Annotated in this window: 9 protein-coding genes; 5 read left to right on the top strand and 4 right to left on the bottom strand. The window is 43.9% G+C overall.

Translation table 11 applies throughout. From position 1 onward, the window contains the following. Window positions 1–28: 28 nt before the first annotated feature. Window positions 29–367 (top strand): nucleotide pyrophosphohydrolase, encoded by a 339-nt coding sequence (locus tag IH598_06600; protein ID MBE0638168.1) that lies wholly within the window; start codon window positions 29–31, stop codon window positions 365–367. Between the two features lie 178 nt (window positions 368–545). On the opposite strand, the gene IH598_06605 is transcribed toward IH598_06600, so the two are convergent. Beyond that, on the bottom strand, window positions 546–1,292 hold the full coding sequence (locus IH598_06605) for a hypothetical protein (GenBank protein ID MBE0638169.1): 747 nt from the start codon (window positions 1,290–1,292) through the stop codon (window positions 546–548). A 124-nt stretch (window positions 1,293–1,416) separates the two neighbouring features. Continuing rightward, on the bottom strand, window positions 1,417–2,247 hold the full coding sequence (locus tag IH598_06610) for a 4-(cytidine 5'-diphospho)-2-C-methyl-D-erythritol kinase (GenBank protein MBE0638170.1): 831 nt from the start codon (window positions 2,245–2,247) through the stop codon (window positions 1,417–1,419). A gap of 113 nt (window positions 2,248–2,360) precedes the next feature. Between IH598_06610 and IH598_06615 the strand changes: the two genes are divergently transcribed. Further along, the gene (locus IH598_06615) at window positions 2,361–3,878 is read left to right on the top strand and encodes a GH3 auxin-responsive promoter family protein (protein MBE0638171.1); all 1,518 of its coding nucleotides are present in this window, start codon (window positions 2,361–2,363) and stop codon (window positions 3,876–3,878) included. Window positions 3,879–3,953: 75 nt separating this feature from the next. On the opposite strand, the gene IH598_06620 is transcribed toward IH598_06615, so the two are convergent. Together IH598_06620 and IH598_06625 are read right to left on the bottom strand one after the other, a co-directional pair. Next, window positions 3,954–4,748, bottom strand: coding sequence for a hypothetical protein (locus IH598_06620; GenBank protein ID MBE0638172.1), 795 nt, complete (start codon window positions 4,746–4,748; stop codon window positions 3,954–3,956). A gap of 170 nt (window positions 4,749–4,918) precedes the next feature. Further along, window positions 4,919–6,097, bottom strand: a complete 1,179-nt coding sequence (locus IH598_06625; GenBank protein ID MBE0638173.1) for a DUF362 domain-containing protein — start codon at window positions 6,095–6,097, stop codon at window positions 4,919–4,921. A 366-nt stretch (window positions 6,098–6,463) separates the two neighbouring features. Between IH598_06625 and gdhA the strand changes: the two genes are divergently transcribed. The 3 genes from gdhA to IH598_06640 form a co-directional block, all read left to right on the top strand. Continuing rightward, on the top strand, window positions 6,464–7,801 hold the full coding sequence (gdhA, locus tag IH598_06630; protein ID MBE0638174.1) for an NADP-specific glutamate dehydrogenase: 1,338 nt from the start codon (window positions 6,464–6,466) through the stop codon (window positions 7,799–7,801). 367 nt (window positions 7,802–8,168) lie between these two features. Further along, window positions 8,169–8,624 (top strand): ferritin family protein, encoded by a 456-nt coding sequence (locus tag IH598_06635; protein MBE0638175.1) that lies wholly within the window; start codon window positions 8,169–8,171, stop codon window positions 8,622–8,624. A 98-nt stretch (window positions 8,625–8,722) separates the two neighbouring features. Further along, window positions 8,723–8,856 (top strand): BatA domain-containing protein (locus tag IH598_06640; protein ID MBE0638176.1); only part of this gene is annotated, 134 nt, incomplete at its 3' end.

Below are 8,856 nucleotides of genomic sequence, written 5' to 3' on the forward strand. Positions count from 1 at the left end.
CTTTACTTTTACCAAAAAATTACGACCAATGAGCGATATCAGGGAAATCACCGACCGTATTGTTGCCTTTCGCAACGAACGCAACTGGGAGCAGTTTCACAATCCCAAAGATCTGGCCATAGCCCTCTCCATCGAAGCGGCCGAACTGAACGAGCTGTTTTTGTGGAAGAACGTGGATCAGATCGTGCAGACCGACCGTGAAGCCGTTGCCGACGAACTCGCCGATGTGTTGGTTTACGCGCTCTTTCTGGCTCAGAAATTTGATTTTGATGTGAAAGAGATCATCTTCAACAAAATGAAAAAGAACGCAATAAAATACCCCGTTGAGAAAGCCCGTAACCTCTCTTTGAAATATACCCAACTTTAATTGAGGAATTAGTCTAGCAAGAAAACACCCTGAATTTGATTTTCAACGATTTCTTTTCCCCGCCCTTCCCAATGGGATCCCTTCGGGAAAAGGGAGTAAATCGTTGAAAATCAATGCTCCCTTAAGGGCTGGGGTAATCATTGATTTTCAACATTAGGAGTTTTCTTGCAGAGACTAATTAATCTTCGTTTTTCGAAACCTGGTTGTAATAAGCCACCACAGCCCGCAGGTCTTGCGGATTTCTCATTTTCAGTTTTTCATTTCTGATCAGCCGTTTGATATCCTGGCTGTAATCGCCAAATGAATCTGCAAAGTTTTTTGACTGTGGATGCACCTCTTTTGGCGTCTCCCCGCCAAACTGGATCAGGCAGGTCTGTGTTCTGTAAATGACCTCCTCATCTGTAGCGGGATCAATTTTGCGGTAAGAGGCTGCCCACCTTCTCAGCAGCCGGCAATTGCCATCTTCGATCAGTTCAAGGTACCCCTGGTTCAGGATTCCTTTACAGATGAAATGCTCAAAAACAAATACCTGGTCGGCAATACGGATCACTTTAATCTCTTCCGAATTGGCAATAGCAAGTATTTCACCGTTTTTGACAAAGTGCATTTGCTGTGTAAGCAGGTTGTACTTCAGGTTTTCAATTTCGATTACATTTCCATCTCTCATGATCACTACCCCTTGCTGCCAGCCAGGGTTTAAAAACGCATCTCCCGGAATTCCTTCCGGTTCAGTGGTGGTTGACTGTCCCCCTGAGTTTTCAGTTTGAATCAGCGGTACCGCAGGTTTTACTCCTACAACCTTATCATTGGACGATGGCGAGGATTGCTTTGCCGGGTGCTGCCCGCAGAGAGGGGAAATGATAACACCCAGGCACAGAAAAATGAGGACCATCCCCATTTTTTCTTTGTTGATTTGTGTTTTCATGGCGCATTGTATTTTGAAAATTAATACTCGAAAAAGCGCCTAAATATACAACAATTTTCCGGACGATGCAAACTCATAGGTGCAGAAAGCCCTCACAGCGATACCTGGAACTAATGAATATCCTTTATTCATCAGTATTTCCGCTTAACCGGCCTTGCCAATAAAAAAATGACTGAAAGTGTTTTTTCAGGTTAGTTTCCTTTTCAAAGATCCCATAAACTGCAGATCCGCTGCCACTCATCTGGGCATAAATTGCACCGTAATTATAAAATTGAGATTTGATGTGTTGGATTGAGGGAAATTTCTCAAATACAGGTTGTTCAAAATCATTGCTGAGATGATGACGCCATTGATGGATTGAGTTGCTAATCACTACCGGCAGTTGTACTTCAGCCGTCGACGGTTTGATGGCTGCATAGGCATCCATGGTACTGATATACACATCCGGTTTGACGATTATCATGAGATACCCGGAAAGGTCAAGGCTGAGTTTTTCAAACTGATCACCCTTTCCATAAGCAAATACAGGCTGATTTTGAATAAAAAATGGACAGTCACTGCCCAATTGCCGGGCATACTCTTCCATCGTACCGGTTGACAATTCCAGCGAAAAAACCCGGCTGATCAGCTTAATCATGAATGCGCCGTCTGACGAACCTCCGCCAAGCCCGGCTCCAATTGGGACCGTCTTATGCAGGTGTATTTTTACCGGGGGCAAACTGAAATCTTTTTCCAACATTCGCCAGGCTTTTATGCAAAGGTTGTCCTCCTTATTTCCCGGAATTTCGATTCCCGAACTGCTAAATTCAAACTTTTTATCGCCGGCCACCACCAGTTCGAGGGCATCGCAAAGTGGCACAGGGTAAAAAATAGTTTCGATGTTATGAAAACCATCTGAGCGCTTTTGCGTTACCTGCAACCCCAGGTTGATTTTTGCATTGGGAAACAATACCATATCAATTCATGTTGTTTATGCTGCAAAAGTAATTACTTCAATTAACGCTTAAAGTATTTGCCCTTACAAATTGTCTTAATTTTGCAACGGAATTACATCAAAACACCCATTAGATGCCAATCATTCATTCACTATTTACATGGCTGATAAAGAAAAGGATCCATCAGATCGATCTTTTTATCAAATATCCGGTTGATGTACAGATGGATTGGTTTAAAAAACTGATTGCCACCTCAAAAGATACTGAATGGGGGATGAAGTATGACTACAAATCTATTTCAACCGTTGATGAATTCAGGCAGCGTGTTCCTGTGGGTGATTACAATAGCCTGAAACCGTTCATTGACAGGCTGCGCGAGGGCGAACAAAACCTCTTGTGGCCTACCGACATCAAATGGTTTGCAAAGTCATCAGGCACGACCAATGATAAAAGCAAATATATCCCGGTGAGCACCGAAGCACTTGAAGAATGTCACTTTAAGGGCGGCCGAGATATGCTCGCCATTTATGTGAACAACCATCCCGACTCGCATATCTTCTCAGGTAAAGGCCTGGTGATGGGCGGGAGCCGGAACATCACCGAAGTGAACAACGAAAGTTATTACACCGGCGACCTCTCTGCCATCATCATACAGAACCTGCCTTTCTGGGCACAGTTGAAAAGCACCCCGGGTTCATCCATCGCACTGATGGAAGATTGGGAAGGAAAAATCGAGAAAATGGCTGATATTACCATTGGACATGATGTTACGAGCATTTCAGGGGTCCCTTCATGGACTTTGGTGCTTATTAAAAGGATACTTGAAAAAACTGGGAAGAAAAACCTGCTTGATATATGGCCAAACCTCGATGTCTTTTTCCACGGAGGTGTAAATTTCGATCCCTACCGGAAACAATTCAGGCAATTGATCGATTCCGATGAAATGAACTATATGGAGACCTACAACGCTTCTGAAGGCTTTTTCGGAATTCAGTACCGCTCTGATCTCAACGACATGCTCCTGATGCTTGATTATGGCATTTTCTACGAATTTGTCCCCATAGATGAAATTGATAAAGAGCAGCCAAAAACCCTCTGGCTTGACGAGGTAAAGACAGGCGAAAACTACGCGATGGTCATTTCCACCAATGCCGGTCTGTGGCGCTATATCATTGGGGATACCATCATGTTTACCTCTATCAATCCTTACAGGGTTAAGATCACCGGGCGAATCAGAAATTTCATCAATGCTTTCGGTGAAGAGCTGATTATCGACAATGCTGAAAAAGCACTGATCATTGCCTGCGAAAAGTGCCATGCCATTGTTGCTGAATATACTGCTGCACCAGTTTACTTTTCTGACGAAAAAAGTAAGGCTGCACATGAGTGGGTGATCGAGTTTGAAGTCCCCCCCAGGGATATTGAGTTTTTTACTGATACACTGGATACAGCCCTCAAATCGCTCAATTCAGACTATGAAGCCAAACGCCATAAAAATATGCTGCTACAGGAGCCCCTTATCCGGGTTGTTCCCAAGGGTACTTTTTACAAATGGCTCAAAAAAAGAGATAAACTTGGCGGCCAAAACAAAGTTCCGCGCCTGTCAAACGATAGGAAAAATATTGATGAGATTCTTGGAATGATAGGGTAATTTCCATGTGTGGAGTGTTGGAGTAATGGGAAAAATAAATGAACCAGGTCTTTTTGGTAAAGCGCGTTGTTGACCTTAAAATCCAAATTCAGCCAGCATTTCAGCGAAATTCTCCCTTTCTCCACCTAACTCGACCAACCTGATGGAAGTTTCACTCAATCGGATTATCCCAAAAGTTTTATTTTCTATGGGCTGAAACGCAGGAAAAACATCAACATCACTGAAGTTCTTCCTGATAAATGCTGATCTGGTCTCCGGGTCTGGGAAAAAAACATCTGCAAAGTATATCCGACCCGGTTCTGCAATAAGCGGCAGGTAATAGATTTCAAATTCAGAAAAACCTTCAAATAGCCCAATCCATTTCGAAATTCCATTTTGCAGGCCAAGCGTTCCTCTAACGAATTTTAATGCTCCATGGTCGACAAACATTTCGTTAATATCAGTAAATGCCGGGATGATGAGATCGGAGCCGGCAATCAGTTGAAGGAGTTTTTTGGCTGTTGTCTTTGTTTTTTCAATGTCCTCTTCGCTTCCTGTAAAATTAATGACGTTCAGGTAAAATGACCCTTTTGCCGCCTGGTATTGGTAGGCTGTCAGGCAGTCTTCAGCCACAAAAAGAGAAGATTCGTTGCACCTGAACCGTTTGATGCTCATCATTCCAAACGCTGCCAGCGGACTTTCCATCCGGTAGATCTCTAATTTCAGCACAGTGCTTTCAATTTCGATTTCCTGAACGCGCAACCCCTCGAAACCATATTCAAGGTAAAGGTCGGCGCCACCGTTCATGTATCCCCAGAGCGCGTTGCCGTCATAAATATTATTTGCCGAAGTGGTCACACCTGGAAGATCAGTAAGGGTCAGTTCCGGCAATTCTTGTGCGTTTATAGATAGAGAGCCGACGGCCAAAAAAAGGCAAATCAGCAAACGGTGCTTAAATTCAAAGCGTATGATAAAAATATTGTTGATCAAATTTGTTGAAGTATGGATTTTTAGAATTTTGAATTTGTTTTAGTTGTCATTTGAATTTTGTGATTTCAGCATCAGGTAAGGTTAACAACCTCAAGGTCAATTTTTTCCGGATCTGCTTCACCAAGTCCTAATGCTGCAGCGAGTTCCATGAATTTGCGACCTTTTGGCAACTCTTCCTCCTGAACCCCTTCTTCAATCCTTTTGGCAATCACAATGTCGTAACCCACCCGGTCAACTGCCACGGCATCGCTGCCAACAAGTATAGTGTTGTAGTTGCAGATAAACTGCGGGTTGGCGCCTGGTCCACCATCAAAGCATCCTTTGATCCCATCCACAATATTCAGCACCACTTTATCGCGCACCGGCGGAAAAGCGCAGACCTGAGCGCAGGTCTCCGACCACAGATACTTATGCAACCTTCCGGTGTTGGTGATTACCCCATAAGCCAGGTTTTTCAGACATAAAGTAACCGAAGTGCCCGCATTTTTCAATATTGGCAGGTTGATGATCTTGTCCACCTCCTGCGTACAAATTTTCGAAAAATATGAATACTTCCCACCATTGACCATGTAAGGGAGTGTATACGCATCGTATTCTTCCTCATAATCAGCCCAGTAAAACCACTCTTTGTCCACCATTTTCTCACCATACATAATGCCGTCTTTATCGTAAAAGCTGTCTTCGGCATCTTTGATCTCTGTTCCCCTGATGGCAACCCCAGGATAATTCTCATTGTCGAAACCGGTTTCTGCAAGTTGAAACTGACGTCTGTCCCAGATCACAATATTTTTTCGCGGTATACCGGCCTCCTCAAGTTGTCTGACAACTGATTTTGTGACTGCATGGCTGGTTGAAAGCATTTTTCCGGCCACGGGGTTCACTTTCAATCCGATCACTTCATTTGGAGCAACAAACTGCAGCCAGGCGTCTTTCAACGTTGCCGCTCCTGTGAGCGAAAGCATGGCTTGTGAAATCATTTCATAAGCGGCATCCTCAACCGGCTCCTTGTCCACCGAACTGCCCGGGTGGTTGACCCTGACAACCTTGCCCGGGTACTTCCCCGGCATCGAGGTCTCAGTCCGCGGGTATTTCATTGCATCGGCAATGTTGGTTGACGGTTTTTCGGGAGTGGCTTTTTCCTGTGCCTGAAGATTTTGGATCAACGACGGTGGCATGATGGCAGCGCCCAGACTACCTGCAGCAGCAAGCCTGAAAAAGTTGCGCCTGCCGAGTTTATTTTTATCATTCATATTTTTTGTTTTTGAAATTGAAGTCAAATGTAGGAATATTTTTTAATTGAAGGATTTATTCTTGTAACTCATTTATTATCTGCCAGAAAACTTTTCATGTTGAAAATCATTGTTTGCCCCAACCCTCCCGAAGTCTCGGGATAAATTCCGGGAGCAATGATTTTCAACGATTTACTCCCTTTAGGGGCGGGGAAAATAAATCGTTGAAAAATCAGGGTGTTTTCTGGCAGGCATTACTTAACCTTACACGCTAAAATATTCCCGAAAAGTCTTTGCCAATCCATTTAAAAGCATGTACTTTGCAAAAAATAATTTTTACTGTTATTTAATTCACATTTTAGTTTTAAACCTTAAAAAATTAGTGCAATGGATCTCGAAAAATTCATGAATGACCTGGAGAAAAAGCATCCGGGCGAAATGGAGTACTTACAGGCCGTAAGAGAAGTCCTTGAGTCACTCGAGGATGTGCTGCTCGAAAACCCTCAGTTCGAAACTGCCGGAATCATCAAGCGGATTGTTGAACCTGATCGCGTGTTCATGTTCAAAGTGCCATGGGTTGACGACAATGGTAATGTGCAGGTAAACCTGGCTTACCGCGTGCAGTTCAACAACGCCATCGGGCCTTACAAGGGAGGAATGCGTTTCCACCCTAGCGTGAACCTGAGTATTCTGAAATTCCTCGGTTTTGAGCAGATTTTCAAGAATAGCCTCACAACTCTTCCCATGGGTGGAGGAAAAGGTGGTTCTGACTTCGATCCAAAAGGCAAATCCGACCATGAAATCATGCGTTTCTGCCAGGCTTTCATGCTCGAGTTATGGAAATACATCGGGCCCGAAACCGATGTACCTGCAGGTGATATAGGTGTTGGCGGTCGCGAAATCGGTTACATGTATGGCATGTATAAGAAACTGGCATCAGAGCACACCGGTGTGTTCACCGGCAAAGGCCTCAATTGGGGTGGCAGTTTGATCCGTCCCGAAGCTACAGGATTCGGTGCAGTGTATTTTGCCCAGGAAATGCTTGCTACCAAAGGTGAGACTTTCGAAGGCAAAGTGGTAGCAGTTTCTGGTTTTGGAAACGTTGCATGGGGCGCTATACAAAAGGTAACCGAGCTTGGCGGCAAAGTAGTTACGATTTCAGGTCCTGACGGCTATGTTTATGATCCGGATGGTATCTCAGGTGAAAAGATCAACTACCTGCTCGAGCTCAGAGCTTCTAACCAGGACATCGTGAAGCCTTATTCGTTCGAGTTCCCGGGCGCAAAATTTGTACAGGGTAAACATCCATGGGAAGTGAAATGCGATATTGCTTTACCATGCGCCACCCAAAACGAGTTGAATAAAGAAGATGCTGAAAGCCTTGTAAACAATGGTTGCATTTGTGTTGCTGAAGGCGCCAACATGCCTTCCACACCTGAAGCTGTTGAGGTGTTCCAGAAAAACAAAGTTCTTTTTGGACCCGGAAAAGCTGTGAACGCAGGCGGCGTTGCAACATCAGGACTCGAAATGTCGCAAAACTCGATGAAATTTGGTTGGTCGCGCGAAGAGGTGGATGCCAAACTACATACTATTATGAAGAACATTCACCAGGCATGTGTAACGCATGGAACTGAAGAAGACGGATACGTCAACTACGTAAAAGGCGCCAACGTTGCCGGATTCCTCAAAGTGGCCAATGCCATGATGGATCAGGGCGTACTCTAAAAGTATTGTTCAAAAAGAAAAAAGCTCCCTACCGCTGGTTGGGGGCTTTTTTTTAAACAGTTGAAACACTGACAAGTCTTGAAGACACTGTCAGGTTTTGATTAAGTCAGTTTTTTTTGTTCAGCTTAGGCTTCATCCTGTCTTTTAGCCTTGACCGAACGCAATTTATTGCAAGTCACCTTTTGAATCTTATCAAACACCCACCAAGTTTGAAAATTTTGTGGTTATAACAATTGATTCACAGGGTGACTTCAATTGCTTCTGAATGTTGAATAGTTGAAAATTCATCAAATTGAAGTTTGGCTGTAATAGCTAAAAGTCTAACTTTGTCGCTCGGATTTTTTATAACATTTAATTTTAAGAAAAGATGAAAGATTTCAATTCTATTGAAGATATCCTCGATTTCGCTATTGGAAACGAGCAGGATGCAGTTGATTTTTACAGTGAACTGGCAGGCAATTCGCGCAACGATGAGATGCGGGAGGTTTTTACCCAATTTGCCAAAGAAGAGATGGGGCACAAGTCCAAATTGCTGAAAGTGAAAACTGAAGGCACTTTCCACATCCAGAAACAAGAAATCCTCGACCTGAAGATCAGCGACTATGTGGTGGATGTGGAACCCAGGCCCAACATGTCGTACGAAGAGGCACTGGTGCTGGCTATGAAACGCGAAAAATCTGCCTTTAAGCTTTACACGCGGCTGAGCGAGAAGACAAAGGATGAGCATATCCGGCAGATTTTCCAGTCGCTGGCCATCGAAGAATCAAAACACAAGCTGCGCTTCGAAGTGGAATACGACGAGTTTGTGATGAGGGAGAATTAATCCTACGGCAGGACCAATTGCCAAAATCGCCCACATTCAGCATAATAATTTGATTTACCTGCGTTTTATCTGGAATTAATCACTGCAGGAAATTGCGTATGGAATTTGTTAACCCTTTGTTTTTGTATGGCCTCGCGGCCATTGCCATCCCCATTATTATTCATCTGTTCAACTTCAGGAAGTTCCGGAAGGTCTATTTCACCAATGTGAAGTTTCTGGAGGAGTTGCAGCA

The organism is Bacteroidales bacterium, from assembly GCA_014860585.1.
In the GTDB taxonomy this organism is placed as follows: domain Bacteria; phylum Bacteroidota; class Bacteroidia; order Bacteroidales; family 4484-276; genus RZYY01.